At 41.7% G+C, this 23,314-nt stretch carries 24 protein-coding genes and 2 pseudogenes; 21 read left to right on the forward strand and 5 right to left on the reverse strand.

All coding sequences use genetic code 11. The features are described from left to right. Window positions 1–275: 275 nt before the first annotated feature. The gene (locus F752_RS0114770) at window positions 276–542 is read left to right on the forward strand and encodes a hypothetical protein (RefSeq protein ID WP_152425153.1); all 267 of its coding nucleotides are present in this window, start codon (window positions 276–278) and stop codon (window positions 540–542) included. Continuing rightward, window positions 493–786: a hypothetical protein gene (locus F752_RS0114775; RefSeq protein WP_236614014.1), complete on the forward strand. Its 294-nt coding sequence runs from the start codon at window positions 493–495 to the stop codon at window positions 784–786. Before F752_RS0114770 ends, F752_RS0114775 begins: the two co-directional genes overlap by 50 nt. A gap of 108 nt (window positions 787–894) precedes the next feature. On the opposite strand, the gene F752_RS0114780 is transcribed toward F752_RS0114775, so the two are convergent. Then, window positions 895–1,302, reverse strand: coding sequence for a response regulator (locus F752_RS0114780; RefSeq protein ID WP_017732520.1), 408 nt, complete (start codon window positions 1,300–1,302; stop codon window positions 895–897). A 485-nt stretch (window positions 1,303–1,787) separates the two neighbouring features. Here F752_RS0114780 and F752_RS0114790 point away from each other — a divergent pair, with 485 nt between their 5' ends. Further along, window positions 1,788–2,222: a response regulator gene (locus F752_RS0114790; protein ID WP_017732522.1), complete on the forward strand. Its 435-nt coding sequence runs from the start codon at window positions 1,788–1,790 to the stop codon at window positions 2,220–2,222. Between the two features lie 288 nt (window positions 2,223–2,510). Beyond that, a complete protein-coding gene (locus F752_RS0114800) occupies window positions 2,511–2,708 on the forward strand; it encodes a response regulator (protein WP_017732523.1) in 198 nt (65 codons plus the stop codon). Here the strand turns inward: F752_RS0114800 and F752_RS25965 are convergent. Then, window positions 2,697–3,881: pseudogene (locus F752_RS25965) on the reverse strand (IS3 family transposase); the annotation flags it as partial. The gene F752_RS0114800 and the pseudogene F752_RS25965 sit on opposite strands and share 12 nt — an antisense overlap. 292 nt (window positions 3,882–4,173) lie before the next feature. Between F752_RS25965 and F752_RS0114815 the strand changes: the two are divergent. Beyond that, window positions 4,174–5,259: a sensor histidine kinase gene (locus tag F752_RS0114815; protein WP_017732525.1), complete on the forward strand. Its 1,086-nt coding sequence runs from the start codon at window positions 4,174–4,176 to the stop codon at window positions 5,257–5,259. Window positions 5,260–5,355: 96 nt separating this feature from the next. Here F752_RS0114815 and F752_RS0114820 read toward each other — a convergent pair whose 3' ends face one another. Continuing rightward, window positions 5,356–5,655, reverse strand: a complete 300-nt coding sequence (locus F752_RS0114820) for a type I restriction enzyme endonuclease domain-containing protein (RefSeq protein WP_407635422.1) — start codon at window positions 5,653–5,655, stop codon at window positions 5,356–5,358. A gap of 282 nt (window positions 5,656–5,937) precedes the next feature. Here F752_RS0114820 and F752_RS0114825 point away from each other — a divergent pair, with 282 nt between their 5' ends. The 16 genes and pseudogenes from F752_RS0114825 (at window position 5,938) to F752_RS0114900 (ending at window position 22,241) form a co-directional block, all read left to right on the forward strand. After that, on the forward strand, window positions 5,938–7,164 hold the full coding sequence (locus F752_RS0114825) for a site-specific integrase (protein WP_026135762.1): 1,227 nt from the start codon (window positions 5,938–5,940) through the stop codon (window positions 7,162–7,164). Window positions 7,165–7,202: 38 nt separating this feature from the next. Next, the gene (locus F752_RS0114830) at window positions 7,203–7,943 is read left to right on the forward strand and encodes a hypothetical protein (RefSeq protein WP_017732528.1); all 741 of its coding nucleotides are present in this window, start codon (window positions 7,203–7,205) and stop codon (window positions 7,941–7,943) included. Window positions 7,944–7,980: 37 nt separating this feature from the next. Continuing rightward, window positions 7,981–8,337, forward strand: coding sequence for a helix-turn-helix domain-containing protein (locus F752_RS24295; protein ID WP_017732529.1), 357 nt, complete (start codon window positions 7,981–7,983; stop codon window positions 8,335–8,337). Then, window positions 8,330–8,566: a hypothetical protein gene (locus F752_RS0114840; protein WP_017732530.1), complete on the forward strand. Its 237-nt coding sequence runs from the start codon at window positions 8,330–8,332 to the stop codon at window positions 8,564–8,566. The genes F752_RS24295 and F752_RS0114840 overlap by 8 nt, the downstream gene beginning before the upstream one ends. After that, window positions 8,547–8,999, forward strand: coding sequence for an ArsR/SmtB family transcription factor (locus F752_RS0114845; protein ID WP_017732531.1), 453 nt, complete (start codon window positions 8,547–8,549; stop codon window positions 8,997–8,999). The genes F752_RS0114840 and F752_RS0114845 overlap by 20 nt, the downstream gene beginning before the upstream one ends. Window positions 9,000–9,007: 8 nt before the next feature. Beyond that, window positions 9,008–10,090, forward strand: coding sequence for an AAA family ATPase (locus F752_RS0114850; RefSeq protein ID WP_017732532.1), 1,083 nt, complete (start codon window positions 9,008–9,010; stop codon window positions 10,088–10,090). 73 nt (window positions 10,091–10,163) lie between these two features. Then, a pseudogene (locus F752_RS27005) lies at window positions 10,164–10,352 on the forward strand (PG0870-related protein); the annotation flags it as partial. A 93-nt stretch (window positions 10,353–10,445) separates the two neighbouring features. Continuing rightward, on the forward strand, window positions 10,446–11,282 hold the full coding sequence (locus F752_RS24300; protein ID WP_152425154.1) for a DUF6371 domain-containing protein: 837 nt from the start codon (window positions 10,446–10,448) through the stop codon (window positions 11,280–11,282). A gap of 73 nt (window positions 11,283–11,355) precedes the next feature. Continuing rightward, a complete protein-coding gene (locus F752_RS24305) occupies window positions 11,356–11,622 on the forward strand; it encodes a hypothetical protein (protein ID WP_017732534.1) in 267 nt (88 codons plus the stop codon). A gap of 204 nt (window positions 11,623–11,826) precedes the next feature. Beyond that, a complete protein-coding gene (locus F752_RS0114865) occupies window positions 11,827–12,456 on the forward strand; it encodes a hypothetical protein (RefSeq protein WP_017732535.1) in 630 nt (209 codons plus the stop codon). 109 nt (window positions 12,457–12,565) lie between these two features. After that, the gene (locus tag F752_RS0114870; RefSeq protein WP_017732536.1) at window positions 12,566–13,558 is read left to right on the forward strand and encodes an FRG domain-containing protein; all 993 of its coding nucleotides are present in this window, start codon (window positions 12,566–12,568) and stop codon (window positions 13,556–13,558) included. A 192-nt stretch (window positions 13,559–13,750) separates the two neighbouring features. After that, window positions 13,751–15,307 carry a type I restriction-modification system subunit M gene (locus F752_RS0114875; RefSeq protein WP_017732537.1) on the forward strand — a complete coding sequence of 519 codons (1,557 nt, stop codon included), beginning with the start codon at window positions 13,751–13,753 and terminating at the stop codon, window positions 15,305–15,307. Beyond that, window positions 15,304–16,551: a restriction endonuclease subunit S gene (locus tag F752_RS25445; RefSeq protein ID WP_017732538.1), complete on the forward strand. Its 1,248-nt coding sequence runs from the start codon at window positions 15,304–15,306 to the stop codon at window positions 16,549–16,551. Before F752_RS0114875 ends, F752_RS25445 begins: the two co-directional genes overlap by 4 nt. Then, complete coding sequence (locus F752_RS0114890; protein WP_017732539.1) at window positions 16,548–18,368, forward strand: DUF262 domain-containing protein; 1,821 nt, start codon at window positions 16,548–16,550, stop codon at window positions 18,366–18,368. The genes F752_RS25445 and F752_RS0114890 overlap by 4 nt, the downstream gene beginning before the upstream one ends. Before the next feature lie 5 nt (window positions 18,369–18,373). Next, on the forward strand, window positions 18,374–21,556 hold the full coding sequence (locus F752_RS0114895) for a type I restriction endonuclease subunit R (protein WP_017732540.1): 3,183 nt from the start codon (window positions 18,374–18,376) through the stop codon (window positions 21,554–21,556). Continuing rightward, a complete protein-coding gene (locus tag F752_RS0114900; protein ID WP_017732541.1) occupies window positions 21,549–22,241 on the forward strand; it encodes a M48 family metallopeptidase in 693 nt (230 codons plus the stop codon). The genes F752_RS0114895 and F752_RS0114900 overlap by 8 nt, the downstream gene beginning before the upstream one ends. Before the next feature lie 55 nt (window positions 22,242–22,296). Here F752_RS0114900 and F752_RS24320 read toward each other — a convergent pair whose 3' ends face one another. Both F752_RS24320 and F752_RS0114910 read right to left on the reverse strand, forming a co-directional pair. Then, the gene (locus tag F752_RS24320) at window positions 22,297–22,776 is read right to left on the reverse strand and encodes an MAG6450 family protein (RefSeq protein ID WP_017732542.1); all 480 of its coding nucleotides are present in this window, start codon (window positions 22,774–22,776) and stop codon (window positions 22,297–22,299) included. After that, window positions 22,776–23,267, reverse strand: a complete 492-nt coding sequence (locus tag F752_RS0114910; protein ID WP_017732543.1) for a Panacea domain-containing protein — start codon at window positions 23,265–23,267, stop codon at window positions 22,776–22,778. The genes F752_RS24320 and F752_RS0114910 overlap by 1 nt, the downstream gene beginning before the upstream one ends. Between the last annotated feature and the right edge of the window lie 47 nt (window positions 23,268–23,314).

The raw sequence follows: 23,314 nt of genomic DNA on the forward strand, positions 1-23,314 counted from the left end.
CATCCATAAAGTGGCTGCTTAATTCAATTAAAATTCAAAGAAAGCTGTCCTAAGCTTGGGGTCCACTAAATTCCCCGCCTGTTACCTTTGTGACTTCCTGCAGGCCAGCCTTTGTTGGTTTGTTACCCTTGAGCTAATGCCATGCAGGTAGATTGGGTGGAGGTAGTGCTGTTAGCATAATAAAAGCGAAAGCTCTCCTGAGCTCCAGAGAAAAATGTTTGTACTTCGGCTCGTCTACATCCTATCTGGCCCTGCCTACCTTTACCACTGTCATTATGCGCAAAAGGGCTTCCATTGAAATGGCTTCCGGCCTGCTGGGCCACCAGAGCGTTGCCACCACCAAAAGCTACCGGGCAGACTTTGAAGATGAGTCGGTTAAGAAGGTCACTGGCAATCTGCTGGATGCGATTAATGTTAACATTAAGGTTAACTTTAGCAATGGTGCAGCCCTAGTTCGAAGGCCAACATTTGCAAAGGACAAAAAAAAAGCAAATGATGTACACAAACGAAAATTTACCCAACCCCTTTCAGCAGCTCTATGACAAGATGTGTAGCCTGGAGCGCAAAGTTGATGTAGGTGAAGCAGCTATAGGCACTGCTAGGGTAATGCTATTGAAGGACCAACTGTTTGACAAGGACCACCGAAAACAACTTCAACAACAAATGAGCCAACTTCTCAAACAGCAAATTCTGATTGCCCAGCAATTGAAAGAAATAAAACGAGAAATGGAAGAGCAGAGGAAATGGAAAGTAGGATCTTTTTGGCCTGAGAAACCACTGATGTAAAACAGCTTCACCAAAGACTAAAAGCTATCTCATAAATGGATTTAGCAAAACTAGGATGCAAGTCAGCAAGATCAGGGATTTATCGTTACTTTATACTCGTAACTGGAGCTACGCATACATAAACTTTCTTAGCTTTTCTGCCTGTAAAGGCTTTGTTATATAGCCAGATACCAGTTCATTGTATTGAGCAACTTCTTCTGCGTCTTTTTTATTGGCTGATGATGTAAGAATAATAATTTTCAACCTGTTTCTGTCAATATCGCCCCACTTACTTAGCTCTTCCAGAAATTCAAATCCATTCATGACAGGCATATTTAAATCAAGGAAAAGTAAATCTGTGTCATAATTAGGATTAGTAGTGCCAATAAATTTTCCTTTAACATATTGAAGAGCCTGCCTTCCGTCATGAACAGCTTCTATCTGGGTAGCAACCTCCATGTTCTCTAACATATTTCTGTTTATAAAACAGGTAATTTCATCATCATCTACTAATAAAATCTTCCCTATCTTCCCCATCTTTATCCATTAATGTAAAAAATGAATTAAATCCTTAAAAGGTACGGTAGTTTCATAAAGATGTTTAAAAAGAAAAATTAGAACAATTTTTTCTGCTAATAATTTTGTTCCTTTTCTTTTATAAAAAGAAAGCTTAGTGGGGAGAAAAAGACAATAAGCATCCTCTCCAGGTGTTAAAAAGCCCAGCAAAACTTTTACATCCTGCTGGGCTTCGAGAGTTTAAAAAGTTCAGTCTAAAAAGTTTTATGGTAGCTTAAAAAATGCTTTTGTAGTCTTACGAAAAGGAGAATTAAGAGTTTCGAAAAATATGTAATAAACTTTCTATTGCTTCATCTGAAAATTTCGGCTCGTCGATTAGGATTAATGCGTTTAATTTTTATACTTAACCCATGACTAAGGCTTGTTTAGGTGACGTAGGATAAAGCTGTCACTTACGGTAGCCTTACATGATACGGTATTTGGTCAGCCATTAACTATTTTAAGCTATGGACAAGTTATCGCAAATACTAATCATAGATGATGACCCCCTGACAGGTTTCCTTCACAAAAAGTTTATCAAAAGGCATGGAGTGCCACATCAGGTGGAAACAGTAAGTAGTGGAGAGCAGGCTCTTCAACTTCTTAATAGTTGTATACAGACTAAAAATGAAGATAAAATTCCTCAGTTGATATTTCTGGAAGTTGATATGCCTTTTGATGATGGCTTTAACTTTTTAAGAGCTTATCAAAAACTGGAGTTTAAAGATAAAGACTCAGTAGTCATTGCAGCTCTCACCTGCTCTGTTTCCAGTAAACTCAAAAACAGGATAAAAGAGTATCCTATCCATGACTATGTAGAAAAACCACTAACAGAAGAGGGGTTGTTCGCCTTGATGAAAAGGCATTTTAGTGGCGATAAAAACAAAGAAATTAAGTCCTGATGGTAAGACTCCATTTTACGGCAGGATTACCATTAGGCACCAATTTTAGCTTATGGTGCATTGTGATAGGAGTGTTTTAAAATATTTCTAACAGCAGCCCTTGTGGTTCTTTATATGGAAAAGCTTGAAAGGAGGTTGCTTGGAAGGCGCCAGTATTACCTAAAGCAGGATTTAAATCTGGCTTTTTTTACTCATCGGTAATGAGTTCTTTTTTTTTATCTTGCTTGCTATTGAGCACCACCATCTGATAGAAAATAGCATTATTTAATAATAAAAGGCTGTGTTGTAATGGGAAAACCTGATTATATTCTCTTAATTGATGATGATGAAATGGCAAACTATCTGGATGTATTGATGCTTCAGAGGGGGAATGCTGCCGAAGAAATATTTGTGGTTGAAAATGCAAATGATGCCTTCTCAATTATCAATCAAATAGAGGAAAAATGGACTTGCAACAAAAAAGCGGACAATAAATTAAGCAACTAAAGCATATTGATTTAAATGTTGCTCCATCTGTGCTGGACTTCGATAGCCCAGGGAGGAATGCAGTCTTTTTCTATTGTACCAGATTTCTATATATTCAAAAACCGTAGCAGAAGCTTCCTGCTGATTTTCAAGTTTATAGTCATAAACACATTCTACTTTCAGGGTTTTAAAGAAGCTTTCAGCCACGGCATTATCCCAGCAATTAGCTTTCCTGCTCATGCTTTGACTTATAAGGAAAAATGCCTTTAATTCTTGCCTGAATTCATCACAGGCATACTGTACACCTCTGTCTGAGTGAAAGATAAGAGGCTGAATCACAGGTCTGTTTTTTACTGCCATCCTGAAAGCTGCTACTTTTGTGTCTTTGGCTTTCATCGTTCTGCTTAGAGCCCAGCCTATAATCTTCCTATCAGCTAAGTCCAGTACCACAGTAAGGTATAGCCAAGCTGTAACAGTTCTGATATACGTTACATCCGATACCCAGGCCTGACCTGTTGCTGTAGCGGTAAAGTTGCGGTTCAACAGGTTCTCACTCACAGGATAATTGTGTTTTGAATCCGTAGTAACTTTAAACCTTTTAATTCGCTTTGCTCTTAGGCCTGCCTGTTTCATTAGTCGGGCAACCCTGGGCATGGATACAGAAATGTTCTTCGCTTTCAAAGATTTACTGATTCCTGGGCTGCCATAGGTTTGTCCCAGCGAGGAACCGCCGCTTTCCTTATGGAGCAGGCTGATCTGCTGAAGTATTTGCTGGTTCTCTATAGCTTGCTTAGATGGCTTACTATTTAGCCATCCATAGTATTATCCACTTCGGCTTATTTTGAAAGCCTTACACATCTTCTCAATGGGGAACACAGAGGTATGATCCTTTATGAATTGGAATATCTCCCATCGTTCTTGGAGAAGATGCTCACCGCCTTTTTTAGAATGCGGGGCCGCCCCATCCCTTTCCATCTCTGCATCCTTTAAAGCCTTTTTTAAACGAGTTATCTCTGCTTCCTCAGGGGTTTGTTTTGGCTTTCCATTACCAGGAAAGCTACCTTCTCCCTTGTCTAAAAGTTCCCTGCGCCAGCGATAAATCAACCCAACTTTTATATCCAATTCTTTGGCCAGATCTACTAAATTCTCTCTGCTTTTGCTGAGTTCAACCGGGCCGCGGCGGCTATCATTAGTTTGAACTCCTTGTCAAATTTTCTTCTTTGTGACATGTGAGTTAAGTTAAGTGTTTTCTCTTAACTTACTGTCCACCCAAATGTAGCAAAGTCACTGGCAGAAATATCAAGTCAAAACTTCTCGTGAGCCAGCATTGTCTGGCTTATTTTCATTATCTGCTTGTCGTGATTAGTTACAGCTTAACAATGGTGGCACCTTACCCGTACCTATTTAGAAGTAAATGAATCTTTACGAATTCAAGACCACATTTTGTAAATAGAACCTATCTCATAACTGTTACAAAAAGTAAAAAATGGGGAAAGTATCAGAAGATAAGCATAAAAACATAAAGAATCTTGTAAAGCTGAATGACGAGTTAGAAAACTATTTTAGAAATACTGTCATTCCGCAGCTATTTGTCGATGCTGATTTAATTCTTCGGAAATTCACCCCACCAGCAATGAAGCACTTCAATCTTTCTTCGGCTGATGTGGGAAGGCACATTGAGGAAATATATAATAATATTCGTTATCCCACCATTATAGAAAACATCAAAGAGGTGATTGAAAGCAAACAGGATTTAGAGAAAGAAATACAGACCACTGACAAAATGTGGTATCAAATGAACATCCTGCCTTATCTTATCCAGAAGGAGAATAAAGCCAATGGAGTAATCATAACCTTTGTTGATATTACTGATCGCATTGAATCTTTAAAAAGATATGAGAAGCTAAACCTAAGATATGAAAATATTATTTATTCAGTTGCTCATGATTTTAAAGGTCCTCTTTCAAATTTAGAAGGGTTGATTAAAATGTTGAAAGATGTTCCTGACCATAAAAAAGAAGATTCTAAGATGATTATAAATATGGTTGGTTTATCTGTGCGGTACCTTAGAAAAGCAATTGAAGAACTCACAGATTTCAATATGGAAAGCAATGATTCTGCAGGAGCAGTAGAGAGAGTCAATTTTGAAGATATAGTAGAGGATGTTCAGCTTGCACTAAAAGACAAAATTTATGAAACTGATGCAAAGGTTATTACTGAATTTAAGGTATCAGACGTAGGGTTTTCCAGAAAGAATATCAGGAGTATTGTTTACAACCTTTTGAGCAATGCTATTAAATATAAAGTGCCAGACCGAGTACCTGAGATATTAATTAAGACCGAAAAGTTAAATGATTACATACTCATGTCCGTTCGGGATAATGGGCGTGGTATTGCTGAAGATAAGCAAGAGATAATCTTCTCTCGCCATACCAGAATAAGTCATGATGTTGAAGGAACAGGAGTAGGGCTGTTCATTGTAAAAAGAATGGTGGAAGATGGCGGTGGTAAAATTGAAGTAGAAAGCTCTTTAGGTGAAGGATCAACTTTTAAGGTTTACTTAAAGAAGTAGAATTTTCTGATTCTAGATAGAACAGGCAGATTTTTGATTGGGAGTGGCCAAGGCTTTGGAAAATAGTATTCAGGTAAAGCTTAGGGAGGAAAAAAACTACGCCAGCCGGTAATCCCATTCCTTATAGTGTGCCTGTTCCATAATTTCGTCCAGGATTTCCTTGAGCTCTGCTTTGGTGCCTTTGCGGCGGAGGGTGTTTTTTACGGACAAGCTTGTCTGCGCCTTTACGCCGTCTTTTTTGTACCAGTCGGACTGGACGGCATTTTTTCGGATAAGGGCCGTAATGTCTTTGACTACTTCTTTGATGAGCTCGAGGTTCTGCACGGCTTTGGGGTGGCGGGCCAGAATCTCCCTTCTCTTCGGTAAGGCCAGCTGCTGGCGGCGAAACTGAAAAATTAGTTACATTTAGCGTTACATAAAATAAAAGAGCCCCTAATCTTATCAATTAGGGGCTTTTATGGGAGTGGGCCCAACAGGGCTCGAACCTGTGACCCTCTGATTATGAGGCACACCTTTTACCTGCCCGTTTATTAATAAATAGTGCTTTATTTTATCTTAAACCCATTTTTTAGGCTTTTGGCTTAATATTTATTTATAGGTAATATAAGTATTTTAAGTGTATTTGTATGTCAAATTGTATGCAAATCCGTAAATTGTACATACACCCATACAAAGAGTATGAATACGACCACATCGATAATTCTGGACACACGCAGGGCGAAGCAGGACGGGACTTTTCCAGTGAAGTTGCGGGTGACCCACCAGCGCAAACAGAAGTATTTTGCTATCGGTATTTCGCTGAGTCAGACTGATTTTGATAAAGCTCAGGGTGAAAAGCCCAGGGGAGAGTACAAAGACCTAAAAATCAAGTTTGGTTCCCTGGAGGCTCGGGCAATAAAGGTTATTGAAAAGCTGCCGGAATTTTCATTCGAAGCCTTTGAAAAGCGCTTTCTCGAAAAGAAGCAGAGCGGGCAGGATGTATACTCCTATTATGACAGATACATAGATAGCTTGAAGCAGGAGGGTCGGGTAGGTACTGCCAGCAGCTACCAAACCAGCCTGAATTCCTTAAAATCTTTTCACCCAAAGAAATTATCCTTTGCCAAGGTAAATGCGGAATTTCTGTTAGCCTACGAGCGCTGGATGCTGAGTAGGGGGAACAGCCAAACCTCAGTAGGAATCTACCTCCGAACTTTACGAGCCCTTTTTAATCTGGCGATAGAAGAAGGGGTACTTGATAAGAAAGACTACCCCTTTGGTAAAAGAAAATACCAGATACCTGCAGGTCGCAACATAAAGAAAGCCCTCACCCTGGAGGATATTCAAAAAATATTTGACTACCAGCCAGTTTCTGAGTCCGAGGCCTGGAGCCGGGATTTATGGCTTTTCAGCTACCTGTGCAACGGGATTAATGTAAAGGACATTGCCCGGTTGAAATATCGAAACATCGAGGGCGATAAAATCACCTTCATACGAGCCAAAACTGAAAGAACCGCTAAGAAGAACCTGAAGCCGGTAGTGGCTATTCTTACTCCTGAAGCAAAAGAAATCTTGGAACGTTGGGGGCTTAAGCCACGGCACGCTGAAACTTATGTTTTTGGTATTCTAACAAATAGCGTTACCCCAGAACGGGAAATGAAGTTAGTGCAGCAGGCAGTAAAAAACATTAATAAGTATATCAAAAGAATAGCAGTTGCGCTTGGTATTGAAAAGGAGGTAACCACCTACACAGCCCGGCACAGCTTTTCAACCATTTTAAAGCGCTCTGGCGCACCTATAGAGTTTATTAGTGAATCCTTAGGGCACCAGGATTTGAAGACAACAGAATACTATTTAGATAGCTTTGAAGATGATGTAAAGAAACAGTATGCTGGACTACTAACGAACTTTAAAAAGTCACACTAGAGTTTAGCTCAATAAAATATAAAACTACATAGAGACAAATGGAAAAACATCCTTATTGTACCTCGGAAGTGTTTAAAAAAGATATTTCGGAACTTTGTGAGTTTTGTCCCTTGGTGGATATCATAGAGAACGCAATACAAAACCAGATTATAGCACAGGCTGATATTCAGAAGGAAATTTTATCAAAACCTGCATTTGAGGGCTATTTGAACCGAGAAATAGAAAGCGCACAGAAAAGAATGGAAAAAGAGTATCTGGAAGAGCTGCGGAATAAAGATTATAAAAAAGACCCTGGCAGACAAAATAGAATTATTCATTTCATTTGGAATAAGGAAAGAATCAAAGCATTGAATAAGTTCTTTGATGAGCATGATTCTTCCGCTAAAAGAGTCAAGAAAAGTAACGTTGATTTAGAAGAGGCTACTCCTAAATCATTAAAGGAACTATTTATTAAGCCTGAATTTGTAGGCAAGTGCATAGATATACTTAAGGAGGTAGTACCAAATCTAATTGATGGAAACAATAATTATTTAAAAGCTCCAAAGGCTGCATTTGTTTTATGGGTTGAGGAGTTGAGACGGAGACCTTTCATAAAGCCCATTAAAGATGAGTTCATAATAGCAAAGCTTTTGAATAGTTATTTTTTGGGCTTAAATATTGACCCTACCTACTTTAGGAAGGCCGATTTAGGAAAAAGAACTGAGAGTAAACGATTAGAAATGCAAATTAAACTCTCACAATTTGCACAGGAAGAGAGAGGAGAAAGTAGAGAGAGTTAAAAGCTGAAATTTTGCCCATATCATAAACTATGCTGATATGGACAAAAAAATTTTAATTTCTTTAGAACCTGAGGAGTTTCGCACAATCCTAATTGATAGTGTAAATTCCTGCTTGAAGTATCACCAACACAATTTTTTACCTTCAGAAAACGAAGAGGGAGATATTGTTCCAGTTCAAGGAGCAGCAGATTTTTTAGATATAAGTATTCCCACCATCTATGGGTATGTTCAGCGAAGAGAAATACCTTTTCACAAGCGTGGTAAACGTCTATATTTTTCAAAAAAAGAGCTTACAGAGTGGATAAAGGCTGGCCGTATAAAGACCGTTTCAGAAATTGAAGAAGAAGCGGTAACCTCTCTAGTATCTAGCCGGAAAGGGGGCAAAAATGCCTAATTACAAACTCATCAAATCCGAGGTTCTTTTGGCACCAGTAGATTTGAACAAACTGGAGGCTTTGCTTCGAGCTTATGAAAAGCCAAACAACTTTTCTTTTGAATTAACCATTGAACCTTTCGGAAGTATGCTTCTGGTGACCTTAAAGGTCCCTTCCTTCGCAATTACTGGCCTGCGCGCCGCATTATATAATCTTAACAAAAGTAGAAATGAAAAATTTATCAAATAAACCAGCAAACCAAAACAAAAAAAATAACCAAGGAGCCGAAATTTTCTGTCCTATGTGCTCCTGTATCAAACCAAAAGAATATAAAGGTTGGGCGGAAGAATCTAAGCTTTGCCTGGATGGGGGAATTAGCAAATCTTATAGGCGGATGGACGGAAAGGAGAATGAAATTAAAAATGGTAAAATAGTTCGACCCGATTGGTTGGAAGTTCATCTCGCCATACAGCAACTTCAGCCAATTTCGCCCCTGAAATTATCAGAGGTAGTGAAAATGAGTATCCGCCAGGTCGTTCGGCATTTGAATGAACTTCAAAAAGCAGGATGGATAAAGGAGGCATTTACAGAAAGGAGTGAAGTGTCTGGTGAAATGGTAAAGTATTACAGTGATGTTAATGGAGTGCCTGAGAAAAAGCCAGAGTGCTGTATTCAATTCTAGTCCCTGGTATGAATAAACCTATTTCTGAACAGGAAAGCAACCCTTTGCATGACCCTAGAAAGCTGAACGCTTATTTCCAGGAGCTACTGCAAAATAACAGCAAAGCAAATGAATGCAAGGGGTTGTTTACTGTTAAACCCGCAAACGCATGGATTGATAGTGCCAGAAAGCGGCCAATTCCGCGCATGTTATTTGGAGAGTTTTGGTTTGAAGGAGAACTATGTATTCTGTTTGCAGACACTAATCTAGGGAAGTCCATTCTGGCAGTACAGATAGCAAACAGCATAAGTCGTGGTCTGGGGATTGGTGGCTTCAAACTGGAGGCACAGAAACAAGCGGTACTTTACTTTGATTTTGAGCTCTCAGATAAGCAGTTTGAAAACCGGTACTCAGTTAACTTCGAGGTGCACTATGTGTGGGACGATAAATTTTTCAGGGTAGAAATAAATCCGGACGCTGAAATTCCGGATAAGCAAAGTTTTGAAGACTACCTGAACAGTTCATTAGAGAGAGCAATAGTAGAAACGGGTGCCAAGGTTCTGGTGATAGACAACCTTACTTACCTGAAGAATGAAACCGAGAGGGCTAAAGATGCACTGCCTTTGATGAAGCACCTGAAGGCTCTAAAAAGCAAGTATGGTTTATCTATTATGGCTTTGGCTCATACCCCCAAGCGAGACTCTTCCAAGCCGTTAACTGGCAACGACTTACAAGGGAGCCGGATGTTACTAAATTTTTGCGATAGTTGTTTTGCTATAGGTGCTAGCCGTCAGGATAGCCACCTAAGGTATATTAAACAGATTAAACAGCGGAATACTGAGCAAATTTATGGTGACGATAATGTCTGTCTCTGTCAAATTGAAAAGCCACATAATTTTCTGCAGTTTTCCTTTATAGGCTGTGTAGCTGAATGGGACCATCTAAAGCAATCAAGCGAAGGAGATAAAGAAAAGCGTAATGCTGAAGTATTGGAGCTGCATAGGCAGGGAATTTCAAACGTTGATATTGCAAAAAGATATGGCGTCTCGGAGGGGGCTGTTCGGAAATGGCTTAAAAAAGCAGAAGCAGTAGAAGACGAGAAAACAAAATAGACTGGTTCGTACCAATCGTACTGGTCGTACCAGATACGATTGGTACGATTGGTACGAGAAAGGAGAAGGTGAGATGACTGAATACCAATATAGGCTTGAGCTATATTCGGGAATGAGCAGCAGGTATCGATGTCCTGAGTGCGGTAAAAACAGAGCCTTTAGCCGGTATGTTGCTGTTGAAACCGGCCAGCATATTTCTGAGGAGGTGGGGAGGTGTAACCGGGAAATAAACTGTGGCTACCATTACACGCCAAACCAATATTTTCAAAAAAAAGGGAAACCAACCTGTAGCAAAAAAATAGTTTTAGATGCTCCAACCTTAAGCAGCAAAGGGTTAACTCAAACAGCTTCTTTTATGTCAACTGATGTTTTTCATAGGAGCCACAAGGGGTACGAGGAAAACCTCTTTGTTCGCTACCTCAGAAGCATTTTTCCTGAGCTAGTAGTTACTGAACTTGTAAGCAGGTATCATATCGGAACGTCCAAGCACTGGCCAGGAGCTACTGTTTTCTGGCAGGTAGATACTAATGGGAGAGTTAGGGCCGGCAAAATAATGCTTTACGACCCTTATTCAGGTACAAGGGTAAAGAAGCCGTTTAACCATGTTTACTGGGCTCATACAGCACTAAATCTATCAGGTTTCAAGCTGGAGCAATGTTTCTTTGGGGAGCATTTATTAGAAGATAATACCAAACCTGTTGCTGTTGTAGAAAGTGAGAAAACGGCCATTATAGCAAGTGCATACATTCCGGATTTCGTGTGGCTTGCATCGGGTGGTGCTTCAAACCTGAATGCCAGGATGTGCAAGGTACTAAAAGGCCGGATGGTCTATTTTTTCCCAGACCTCAATGCTTATGATAAATGGCAGGAAAAGGCTGCAGAGTTCTCCAGGCTAATGCCTGAAACAAGCTTCCAGGTTGATACTCTGCTTGAGATATTTGCTGCTGAAAAAGAGCGGAAGAAAGGGTGCGATTTAGCGGATTACCTTATTAGTTTTAACCACCGTAAATTTCATAGCCAGGAGGAGGTTCAGATTTGCGATAAACCTTCAGTCCAAAAAATAGCTGAGGACAAACTGGTCGCTTTGAAAATAAACCAAGATGCCGCATTTGAACGACTAAAAGAAAAATACCCTAACCTCTGCATTCTTACTGACCGATTGAAACTCGATATTGTTGGTCGAAGAAATTGAATTGTAAATGGGAGTTTAGTAAATTATAGACTGAACGTTAGTTTTTTATCTAAGTAGACGAAAATAGATAACCATGGCCAGAGGAAAGAAAACCGGCGGAAGAAAGAGAGGCACTCCGAATAAAGCTACAGCTGAGGTAAAAGATAAAATAGCCGCTGTGTTCAGCGAATATGGACAGGAGCAGATGCTGGCTGATTTCATGGATTTAAAGCCCCTGGAGCGGCTGCGGCTATTTGCCTCTCTGGCCGAGTACCTGACTCCTAAACAAACACGAGCAAGTGACGAGCAAAAGAATGAGGTTCCTGGTGTAGTGCTATACCTACCGGATAATAGTAGATGAGCTTTGTTCCTTTTAAGGTTCTGGGCAAGGGGAATTACCGTAGGCTCCATATTTATCCAAGGCTAATCCAAAATAAGCTCGACTAATAGGATTTAAAAACCAAAACGATTAGGTTGCGGTGGTAAGGCTTGTGGGTAGGTTTCCAATAAAACCGAGCTTTATAACCTGGTTGCTCTTTAAATCAAGTAGCCCCCTTTTTGATATATGAGCAAAGTAAATTTAACTGAAGAAATAATTGAAACGGCTTATCGTTTGCTTATCCATAAACTAGCTTATGGAGGGTTGACAGCAAAAAACGAGGCAGCATTTCAGCTGGAGTTTGGTCACATTCTGAAGACGTTGGGGCAGTTGTACGAATTTGACCTTGAGGATAAATTTCACCTTGAATTTGAAACTTATATTAACCTGGCAACACAGAGCATAAAGAGTAAATCAGACCGTGCTAGAGTAGATATCTTGATTACTTACCAGGATAAAAAAACAAAAGCTAAAGCGGCAATTGAACTGAAGTTTTATAAAAAAGCTAATCACAGAGAGCCGAATAATAGATATGATGTGTTTAAGGATATTTCGAACCTTGAGCTATACAAAGAACACGGGATAGGCCTCTGCTATTTTATCCTGGCGACCGACCATAGGCATTATGTAAATCAAGAAAGGTATTCTGTAGACACTGAAGATTTTGATTTTAGAAACAACAGTGTATATAAAGCAGGGACCATTTTACAGTACAAAACCACAAACCCCTATGGTCCTGATTTAATGCTAAAACAAAATTATAAGTTTTGCTGGGATAACGTCAAGGACTTGTATTTTCTTAAAATTAAGATATAAACTTCTGGTTGGTAACTATAAGTTTTATTTAATCACGATAACTAGAGTGCCTGCTGGAGGACATGGGATATTTTCTCATCAAGTTTGGCCATGCACAATCCTTTAACTAATGGGACAGCTACCAATTTACAGTTCATTTCTGGAGAAAAATGATAAATTCGTTGTTGATGACCACTTTTTCCGTATTGACACGGTTGAGCAATTTGATAAGTGGTATTCATTTATGACGAGAAGAGTAGATGAGAAGATAGAAAAGTCTAAGACCGAACGAACAAATATAAATAATATGTTCAGAGGAATGGGGGAGGCTAAATATAAGCTTATGACTTCCTCACAAAGGTTTTGGATTACAAACGAACTTGAACAATGGTGGAGGCCAAGAAGATATCTAGAGTTTATTCAGGTATTCGTTCAAAATGCCAGAAAGAAACTGTTGTTCAAAAAAGTTTTTGAATATTATAAGCTTGCTCCGAACCAAAGAGATTTCCCGATACTCAGTATTCTTCAGCATTATGGTGCTCCCACTCCTTTAATGGACTGGACATATAACCTTGATGTTGCGTTATTTTTTGCGTCGGAAAATGCCCGACCGAGTTACTCCACAAATGAAATTGACCATTATTTTTCAATCTACCACATTGAAAAAAACAAGCAGCACTATAAGGAATTTTATAACCTTTTAGATTATAGTGGTGGTAGTTTTCCTCAAATAACCACTTTTTATGGTTGGGAAGATTACCAAAATTCAATCTTCTACATATCTGATTTTGAGGACAAAAGAATTCCAAGTAGGAGCTTTGTGGATGAAAGGCCGATAACAACGTTTTACAACCAAAATATAATTCCACAAGAAGGACTTTTTATATTTAACCCTTTCCCAGATAAGCCCCTAGAAGATTGCTTTAACACCAACCATAGTCAAAGAGGGAACAACTTAGAGCTCTTGCCATTTAGCTGCTTTAATATTCGTAAAGATTTGGGTGAATATGTGAGGAGAAGGATTAAGCGAAATGGAATTGATAGTAAATTTATTTATCCAGAGTTAAAAAAATATTGTAATGATTTAGTGGAAGAATTCCTCGACCAAGCAGTTGAAAGGTAACTAATCATATAAACTTGTTACATGAGAGTTGTTTCGCTTTTATCCTTGGCTAGAAAATAGGTGCTATATAAATGCAGATTATATTTAAAATTAAAGACAACTAATTTCAACAAATCATAAATTCCCCTACAAACTTTTTCTCATTGTATCCGAAGATTCCCTATCTTGATACCCTTTTCAACCAATGTGCAGATGGATAAATTACGATTGGATACCCTGGAGTCCTGGCTTTGGGATTCTGCGAATATATTGCGGGGCAGCATCGACAGCTCCGATTTTAAAAATTATATCTTCGGACTGCTGTTCCTGAAGCGGGCGAATGACGTGTTCGAGGAAGAAGTGGAAGCCATCATGGAACAGGAAGGGATTTCCCGGGAAGACGCCGAGGATGAAACCTATTTTTACATCCCCCAGGAAGCCCGCTGGGATGAAATTAAGAAACATACCGAGAATATAGGCATAGCGCTTGACAAAGCCTTTGCCGCTATTGAACGGGAGAATACCAGCCTTGAGGGCGTACTGACTGCCACCAAGTTCGGAGATACCGAGAAGCTGAGCGACGAGGTGTTACAGCGTCTGCTCCGGCACTTCAACCAGTACTCGCTCCGTAGTGCCGACCTTTACAAGCCCGACATCCTCGGCGATGCCTACGAATACCTTATTCAGCAGTTTGCCGATGATGCCGGTAAAAAAGGCGGGGAATTCTATACCCCACGAGGCGTAGTAAAGCTGATTGTAGAGCTGATAAAACCGCAACCGAAGAACCGGGTGTATGACCCTACCTGCGGCTCTGGTGGTATGCTGATTGAATCTGCCCGCTATGTGGCGGAGCAGCCGGATGGCAAGGTGGGTAAGAACATCAATATATCGCTGTACGGACAGGAAAAGAACCTGGGCACCTGGGCCATCGGGAAGCTGAACATGATTCTGCACAACTTCATGGATGCCGACCTGCGCAAAGGCGATACACTTACCGACCCTAAGCACAAGGACGAGAACGGGGAGCTGCTGCTTTTTGACCGGGTAATAGCCAACCCTCCTTTCTCCCAGGGTGAATGGTGGGGACCAGCGGAATCCAGTATTGAGGTGAAGCTGGACAAGAACGGTAAAGAGAAAAAGCTTACGCCCAAGTACGATAAAGAGGTAGTAGATAAGTGGGGCCGCTTCCAGTTTGGGATTCCGCCCCGGGGCTATGCCGACCTGGCTTTCCTCCAGCACATGATTGCCGTACTCAGGCAGGATGGCCGGGCAGGCGTAGTGCTGCCGCATGGCACGCTCTTCCGCAGCGGGGCCGAAGGCAAGATACGGGAGAAGTTGCTGAAGGCTGACTTGGTGGAAGGCATTGTAGGCTTGCCGGCTGCCCTCTTTTACAATACTGGCATTCCTGCCTCTGTCTGGATTATCAATAAAAATAAGCCTGCGCATTTGAAGAACAAGGTACTGATTGTGGATGCCAGCGGAGAATACAAAGAAGGCAAAAACCAGAACGAGCTGCTGGAAGCCCATATCGAAAAGATAGTAAGCGCCTACGATGCGCAGGGAGATGCCGATAAATTCATGCGGGTAGTGCAGCTAGAGGAGATAAAGGAAAACGACTACAACCTGAATATCTCCCGCTACATCGACACCAGCGAGCCGGAACCGGAAGTGGACCTGGCCCTGGTGCAGGAGAACATCCGGGAACTGGAGGAGCGGGAACAGGAAATTGATGAAAAGTTAGCCACCTTTTTAAATGAGCTGGGGATATGAATGAAGGTTTTAAGAAAACGGTCATAGGTGAGGTTCCCCAAGACTGGAAGGTAATAAGTATTGGTGAAACCGGCAAAATCATTAACGGAGGGACACCTAGCACAACTGAGCCAGCTTATTGGAATGGAGAAACGCCGTGGTGTACCCCGACAGACATTACTGCATTGAAAGGTAAGAAATATATTTCCAAAACAGCAAGAAGCATATCAGATGAAGGAGTTAAGGAATCATCTGCCACAATAATTGGCCCAAATTCTCTGATTGTTTGTACTAGGGCCACCTTAGGTTACTCTGCTATAAACGTGGTGCCATTTACCACTAACCAAGGTTTTAAGAGCATAGTCCCGTATCAAAATATCGAGGTTGAATTTTTATTCTATACTATCAGTAGTATTCGAAGCACAATAGAACGTTTGGCCAGCGGGAGCACCTTTCTTGAAATCTCGAAAAAGGCATTTGAGGCAATAAAAATAGCTGTGCCTCCACTCCAAGAGCAGCAAAAAATAGCTAAAATCCTTTCTACGGTAGATGAGAAGATAGAGGTGATTGGCGAGCAGATTAGCCAGACCCGGGAACTGAAGCGTGGCCTGATGCAGCGCCTGCTCACCAAAGGCATTGGTCATACCCGCTTCAAAGATTCTCCGCTGGGTAAGATTCCGGAAAGCTGGGAGGTAAAAGAATTAAGGAAGGTTGCTTCTTTTAGAAATGGGAAAGCCCATGAGAAAAATGTTGCCGAAGATGGAAACTATATTCTAGTAAACTCTAAGTTCATTTCATCCAATGGGCAGGTACAAAAAACTACTGACAGTAATCTTTGTCCCCTCTTCGCTGGTGAAATTACCATGGTAATGAGCGATGTTCCAAATGGAAAGGCTATTGCCAAATGTTTTCTTGTTGATGAAGATGAAAAATACACTCTGAATCAGAGGATTTGCGCTCTAAAATCTTTGAAGGCAAATACGAAATATCTTTTTTACATTATCAACAGAAATAGGTTTTATTTAGGATTTGATAATGGGGTAGGTCAAACTAATTTAAAAAAAGATGAAGTATTACAATGTCCAATTCCTTATCCTCCTCTAGCCGAACAGCAAAAAATAGGCAGAATTCTCTCCACAGTCGATGAAAAGCTGGAAGTACTGCAAGACAAAAAGCAGCAGTACCAGGAGTTAAAAAAAGGACTGATGCAGCAGTTGCTGACCGGAAAAATTAGAGTAGGCATTGATGAACCACTAACAGCATGATAGCCACAGAAACCTCTATTCCCTCAACAGATACCCCTTTTGAAATAAATGCTCGCTCCTGCACCTTGCTCGGCCCAGACGGTTTGCTTTCACAGGAATACCTGGTGCCTATTTATCAGCGTCCCTACAGCTGGGGAGAGGAGCAAATTAAGCGCTTACTCAACAGCCTATTAAGGGCATATCGGGAGGAGGAGCCTTATTTTTTAGGAACTATGCAGCTGATGCCTGCAAAAAAGAGTGCTGAGGCTGGTAGAATGGAGGTTGTCGATGGGCAGCAAAGGCTTACTACCCTTTTGTTACTGTTTAAGGTTATTCAGCTTAAATATGGTATTGGAACCCTGCCTGAGCCTCTGCAATCCTTCAATTGGCTATCAACAAAAGTAAGCTTAAATGAACAGCAGGAGCGGCTTGATGAAGCCCTTAGCCAGGTCACCATTCCTGCTCCGGAAGAATTGCCTGAAGGTCAAAATACCTACCTTCGAAGTATAGTACACATATCTCAACTGCTCGATGAATTTGTGGTAAATGAAGAACAGGATATAGGGTTTGAAGCAGAAGAGCTTTTTTTTCAATTTTTAGAAAAGAAGGTTTATGTAGTAATAATTGAAACCCGCGCTGGCCTGTCCAAAACACTCGATATCTTCAATACAATTAATACCGCAGGTATGGATTTGAATGGAGGGGATGTTTTCAAAATCCGCCTCTTTGAATATCTTAGAGATTTTCAGGGAAAGCCGGAAGAAGTATTTGAGGATATTTCAGCTCTGTACGCAAAAATTGACTCCTACAAGCGAGGAGATATTAGTATTAACTCGACCCTGTCTATCTATAAGCATACCTTAATTGAAAGGGCTAACATCAGCAGGGTAACGCATGGCTGGGGTACCCACACCTTTTTTGAACGCATGTTTGCCTGCTTGCTACTAAATGAGAACCCTGGCAACTACTTTAATAAGGAAAGAATACATGCAGCCCTGGGAGAAAATCCCTTAAAGGAGCTGAATGAGTTGGTAGATGTGCAATACTGCTGGAAACAAGAAGCTACCATTGAAGATAATACCTGGCATAAGTTGATTTCCTGGTTCAGTCGTTATAAACGATACCATAAACTGCTGTTCATCTATATGCACCGCTTTGCAGAAGAGGGTATTGACAAAGTAAAGTTTAAAGAATGGCGAGAATTGCTTTTTCGCTATTATATGATTAAAACGCTTCAGTATCGCCGGGTAGTAAATCATGCCCACACTTTTACCTATCACGTAATTAAAAAATTGCTTGATACGGAGACAACGCAAGATGAGGCTATTGCCCAAATAAGGCAGGAAATCGGTGCCATAGACTCAAACAGTTTTAAAAAGGACTGTCTGTTAGGCAATGCATATGAAAATGCAAAACAGCGCTATTTAATGGCTTGGCTTTTAGCACTACTGGAAGAGGAAAACTGGGATGATTCGGCAGTACATAAAACTTTCTTTCATCGAGATTACGATGTAGAACATATTCGCCCCAGAAATCCTGAAAATAGAACGGCTGAGGATGATGTTCTTTGGAAGAACCATTTACACAGCTTAGGTAATTTGGTTTTACTTGAAAGGGACCTAAATAGGTCGAAAAAAGTAAAACATTACGACTTTAAGCACAAGTGGAAAGGGTATGGACAAAGTAAACTCAAAAAAGTTATGCGCTTACGCCAGGAAAATTCAGACTTAAATTGGAACGTTGATAAATGTAAAATCCGGACTAAAATTGAAGCGGATAAGCTGAAGGATTTTTTGTTTAAAGAAAATCTTACTCAAACCTATTCTACGGCAAATTAAAACTCATGAGCCAGACCCCCGAATACATCTACTCCGAAGCCCCGGCAATTGAGTTATTCCAAAGCCTGGGCTATCAATATTACAATGCAGCGCAGCAGGATGAGCGGGAGGATATTACAGAAGTCATTTTAAAAGACAGGCTGCTGGATGCAATTAGACGCATCAATCCTTGGATCAACGAATCTAACCTCAACAAAGCATTTGAGAAGCTTACCAATATACAGGGTGCTTCTCTCATGGAAATCAACCAGAAGGTATGGGAGCTACTGCGTGGCCCTGTATACAATGTAAAGCAGGTCATAGAAGGACAGGAAGAGCACCGGCCGGTTTCATTTATTGATTATCAACAGCCCGCCAACAATGATTTTCTGGTCGTGAACCAGATGAAATATAAAGGCCGGTACCAGAACTCCACACCCGATCTGGTGGTATATGTCAATGGCCTGCCCATAGGAGTGATTGAATGCAAATCACCCCAGGCTCAAAGCGCATGGGATAAAGCTTATAACGACCTCGCCTACTATCAGGAGAATTCTGAAAAGCTATTTCACTATAATCAGATATGCGCAGGCATATGGGAAATAGGTGGGCGATACGGTGCCATTGAAGCTTCCCAGGCTTATTATTCAGTGTTTAAGACTAAGGAGAATGATGAGCTGAATAAACTGCTTGGGCGGGAACGTAAAGAGCAGGACAAGCTTATTTACCATCTCTTCCAGCCTGATCGTCTGCTGGATATTATACGCCATTTTATTATTTTCGAGCTGGATGAAGGGAGGATCATTAAGAAGCTACCACGCTACCAGCAAATCCGGGCCACCAACCGCACTATTCAGAAACTCCAGCAGGGCGAAGGCGGTGTAGTCTGGCACACCCAGGGCAGCGGCAAGTCCATTACTATGGCTTATGTGACCCGCAAGCTCCAGGCACCGGAATTCGGCTTCGATAATCCCACTGTTATAGTCATGACTGACCGGAAGGACCTGGACCGGCAAATTACCAACACCTTCCGCAATACCGGCTTTAGGAATGTCAACCAAGCAAGCTCCGTAGCTCACCTCGATAAGCTGCTGCGCAACGACTATGGCGGCATCATTACCACCACCCTCCAGAAGTTCCAGGAAACGGATAAAGAAGCCAGCAACCAGGCCGACCAAACCGAGCAGGAAGAGAACGAGCACCAGCTTATCGAAAAGCATATTCAGGACGGAGTGCTTATAAAAGTGGTAAAGGTACTGGAAGTAGGAAAGTGGGTAGAAAAGGAACGGGAAGAGATTGCCCTGGAAGAGCTCTCCGGTAAAGAAAATCTTTATGTTTTGGTAGATGAAGCCCACCGCAGCCACTACGGCTTCCTGGCCTCCTTCATGCGTACCGTGCTGCCGCATGCCAAATTCATTGCCTTTACCGGTACGCCCATCAGCAAGGAAGATAAATCCACCCTGGGCGAATTCTATGGCGGCGACTATATTGATGTGTATACCATCAAAGAGTCAGTAGCGGATGGGGCCACTGTGGAGCTGCTTTATGACGAAGGCATTGCCAAGCTGGACGTAAAGAAGCAGGAGCTGGATGCCCAGTTTGAAGCCGAGTTCGGCGACCTTTCCGAAGACAAGCAGGACAAGCTCAAGCGAGATGCGCTGAGGAAGTACCAGCTATCTGCTGAGCGTATCGATGCCATTGCCCGCCATATGGTAGACCATTATCGGGACAAGATTTATCCGGATGGGCATAAAGCCATGGTAGTCTGTGATGGCCGGTATGCCGCCATCAAATACAAGCAGGCATTTGAAGCTTTGCGGGAAGAAGGTTATCACAACTTTGACTCCAAAGTGGTCATGAGCCTTGGCACTCCCAAATCAGACGAAATAGCAAAGGAATACTACCAGACGCTGGAATGGAACCGTGAGCACCCGGATGAGCAGAAGCCTGTGTGGGTGGTTCCCTCTGAAGAAGTAAAAGCTGCTGCGGATGATTTTAAGCTTCCATTCGGGGATGAAGGAGAAAAGGAGAAATCCGGTAAGAAGAAGTACGATAACACTGCCTTTCTGATTGTTTCTGACATGCTCCTGACCGGCTACGATGCCCCTGTTGCTTCCTGCCTGTATTTAGATAAGCCACTAAAGGAGCACAACCTTTTGCAGGCCATTGCCCGGGTAAACCGCTCCCGCAAAGGAAAGAACGCAGGCTTTATTGTCGACTATAACGGCATCACCGCTTACCTCATTCAGGCACTGGAAATCTTCTCCGGCGATATCCGCCCCGATGATATCCTGAAGAACCTACGGGAAGAGCTACCGAAGCTGGAGCTGAACCACTCAAAGCTGCTGGACTTTTTCCGACCCCTGAAGGTAGACCGTAACTATGAGCGGGATAAGTTTGTAGACCGTGCCCTTCAGTTTATCGAACCCCAGGATAAGCGGGACCAGTTCAAAGACCTGCTCAAACAGTTCAACAAATCCATCAACATTGTGCTGCCCAACACAAAAGCCATCAAATACCAGCCTGACTTTAAGCTTTTCAATGAAATTAAACTTAAAGCCCGCAATGCCTATCCGGATGATGAGGAGCTGAAGATAAGCAAGGATGAAAGCCGAATGCTCCAGTCGATGATAGATGAACACCTGAAAGCCGGTGGCGTGGAGAACCTGCTGGAGGAGCCGGTAAGCATTATCGACAAGGAGAGGTTCAAGGAGGAAATTATGAATGCCTCCCCGGCCACCAAGGAGCTGAAGATGCGCAACAATTTAAAGCATACCATAAAGGTAGGCATGGACAAAAGCCCCGACTTCTATAAACCCCTGGCCGAGCGCCTGGAGGAACTGCTGAAGCAACGGAAAGAGGAGCGCATTACCCAGACCGAACTACTGAAAGCATTTGCTGATATTCAGGATGAGATCATTGATCAGCAAAAAGAAGGTGAACAGAAAGGGTTCACCACCGAACGGCAGCGGGTAGTATACGACTCTATGAAAGCTATCTTTGACGGAGAAGCAGAGGATGCCACCAGAACCATTTTCGACCTTATCCAGGGTGAGCTGAATATTATTGGCTGGGAGCACAAAGGCCGGGTGAAAAAGGATATGGAGAATAAAATTATGCGCTACCTGAAAGTAAAAATGGAACGGTCAGCAGCTAAGGAGAAAGCAAGGGAATTAGTGGGGCTTATAGAGAAGAATAAGGATGCCTAGCGTACGATACGGCAACAGAACGATAGAATATACAATCCAGGAGAAAGAAGGGCTTAAATCGCATTATATCAGCGTAGAGAAGAAAACAGGCGTAGTGCTGAAGGGTACACCCATTCCTGCGGAAAAAGCCGATGCCCTGGTACTGAAAAAAGCCCGCTGGATACTGGACAAGATGGAGCTGGTCCGGACCGTTGGCGATGAGGATATCGTTACCGGCTCCCGCATCCCCTACCTGGGCAGGAAATACTATGTCGAGGTAATTTACCGGCAGGAGCTGGAGCAGGCAGAGTTAGAGTTCAACCAGTCCAGGTTCCGCATCTATGTAAATCCGGCCATGGAAGTACAGCCAGCCATCAAAGCGGCGGTAAATGCCTGGCTCAGGGAAAAGGCCGTGGAGAAAATTGCGCCCAGGGTAAAGAAACTCTCCCGGCAAACCGGCCTGCCCTACCAGCAGCTGAAGTTTCAGCAAATGGAAAAGCGCTGGGGCAGCTGCACCGAATCCAATAATATTATCCTGAATACGAAGGCCGTAAAGCTCCCCTTTACCCTGATTGACTACATTATCGTTCACGAGCTCTGCCACACCCGGGTAAAGAACCACTCCAAGGAATTCTGGGCCGAACTGGCCCGGCATATTCCGAACTGGAAAGAGCTGGATGAAAAGGTGGCAGGGATGAAGTTGTGAGACTTGGGCAAGGGCTATTTAGAACAAATAGTCTTACAAAGTATAGGGCCTAAAATTATCCACAAATCTTATGGCCCTTGTCTAGCCAACAAACATAAAAAACTGGGCCATTTCTAAAGCCATGAACCCTGCTTTTTTGAGAAACCCTAAGTTCAAATAGTGTTATGTCAGGAGATAGGACGTTCAAAAATTTCGATTTAGGATAGGTTTTTTTTGGTATTGGAGTATAGGCTACTCCATTTTTTTGCTTTTTACGACCTGTTTGGTAGACCTGTTCCCATGTCATGCTAGAAACCAACTCTTGAAATTCCCAAAATAACTTCATTTCGCTTTTACTCCAGTCACTGAAACATTCATATTTATGTTGAATGTAGCGTGTAGAAAGAAAGACATTGGCTTTATCTCCATCATCTTTCCATCCATCCATTTCTGCAAAATTTTTATTGAGAAAGGTCGTTTCTTGTTTAAGAGTAGCTGAACTTTTCGGAATCAGGCTTCGCTGAAGATGCTTGTTTCCTCCTTTAACTTTGGCCATTAATTACCTACAAGCTTCTCAGAATAGAATTCTTTCATTGATTTTAATGAAATTTCCTCTTGACAATTTTCGTAAGGTTTATAGCCTCGACGAGCATTTATCCAAGGGCTTTCAGAGTGGGTTAGTTTCTCTAAGTAACTGCCGGAATGTTCGCCATAAATTTCATTTACTTCTTCAAGAATTTGCTTTGTGTTTTCTTCAAATTCTGGAACATCAATAGCTTCTTCTTGCAGGTTGATAGTTGTGTTTCTGGTGTATTTAGCAAATCTTGCGTAAATCTGAGGGACAACAGGACCATGTACCCAAGCTTGAATAGGTTCTTTAAAAAGGGGTTTATCGAACAGTGTGTAATGCCATGCCTGGGCATAGTATATTAATTTCTGAAGCTTTAAAGGAGATATTGAATCTCCTTGTTCAGTATTAATCCTGCTTAAAAAAAAGTTTGCTATTTGAGAAGCGGTATACTTTCCTTCTTTTCTACGACCGAACATATCTGAAAAATTTACAGGTTAGAAATAGGAAAGAGCAATCATAGTTT

Origin of the sequence: Nafulsella turpanensis ZLM-10 (assembly GCF_000346615.1) — a bacterium.
In the GTDB taxonomy this organism is placed as follows: domain Bacteria; phylum Bacteroidota; class Bacteroidia; order Cytophagales; family Cyclobacteriaceae; genus Nafulsella; species Nafulsella turpanensis.